At 26.8% G+C, this 1,188-nt stretch carries 2 protein-coding genes; both read left to right on the forward strand.

Going from position 1 to position 1,188, the window contains the following annotated elements:
• Positions 1 to 84 precede the first annotated feature (84 nt).
• A complete protein-coding gene (locus LWW95_08810; GenBank protein ID MDL1957127.1) occupies positions 85 to 291 on the forward strand; it encodes a hypothetical protein in 207 nt (68 codons plus the stop codon).
• Between the two features lie 366 nt (positions 292 to 657).
• Positions 658 to 1,188, forward strand: a 531-nt coding sequence (locus tag LWW95_08815) for an AAA family ATPase (protein MDL1957128.1), incomplete at its 3' end; no start/stop codon positions are given.

Below are 1,188 nucleotides of genomic sequence, written 5' to 3' on the forward strand. Positions count from 1 at the left end.
TGCCTTGCCCCCATTTTATTATTAATAATTTATTTTATTTTAGTAAGTATAAAAATAACATAATTAATAGTAGGAGGTTAAAAAATGAATATAAAAGAGGCAAAAGCAGAGGTATTTTGGATGGCTTTTAAAAGTCTATCAAAAAGGGAAAGGCAATTTATTGTTGAGAAATTGCTAAATGATGTTGAATTTATGGAAGATCTCATTGACATAGCTATCCTTGAGCAACGTCGTGATGAACCTTCACGACCATTAGAGGAGTATCTTAAAGAAAGAAAAAGTAAAAAATAATGTCATATACAGTTTATTTAAAAAGATCAGCAGAAAAAGATTGAGACAGTAAAAATGAGCAAAAACAATGAGAAAATAGCAAAAGTTAAAAATCCAAAAATGAGGTGGTAAATGCTTTTTTCAGAAAGATATGGATACAAAAAGATTGATGAGGCGTTGCTGAAAGAAGATATAACAGAATGTTACAATCTCTGTTTTTATGAATTATTTAAGGGATAAAAAGGTTGAAAAATAAGTAAACTTTAAAATCATGTTAATATATAAAAACAAAAATAATTAATTATAAAAAAGAGGTAGGCTAATAAGGTGAATATTCATATGTCAAGTAGAAATATTTAAGTTTGCTTAAAGGGAGGAAAAAATAATATGAGAATTAAAAAAATAAGAATTAAAAATTTTCTATCTATAATTGATAGCGGTAAAATAAGTTTAGATAATGAAATAACTATCTTGTTAGGAAAAAATGAGCAGGGGAAAACCAATTTTCTTAAAGCATTGGAATCCTTTGGAAAAGAATACAAATATGGAGATGACGATTTAAGTTATTTAGTAACTCATGGAAAAGAATTGCAGAAAATGCCTATTATCACAATATGGTTTAAATTAAATGATGATGAGAAAAAAATTTTGTCATCTATCAGTGAAGAATTTGAGGAGCAAAGTGAAGTAGTGATCACAAAATATTTTGACGGACATTACGAAATTGTAAAACCTGAACTCGGAAAGATACAATCAAAAATCGAAGAAATTAAGCTTTTTATTTCTAAAATCTTAAAGGAGAATAAAAATAAAATCAATAAATCATTTGCTTTTTTAAATCAAATTGACAAGAATAAGCACATAAACTGGCTTAAATTACTTCAAACACCAGATGGTGGATTTAGTCATATTCCAGGT

The organism is Candidatus Desulfofervidus auxilii, assembly GCA_030262725.1.
Taxonomy (GTDB): Bacteria; Desulfobacterota; Desulfofervidia; order Desulfofervidales; family Desulfofervidaceae; genus JAJSZS01.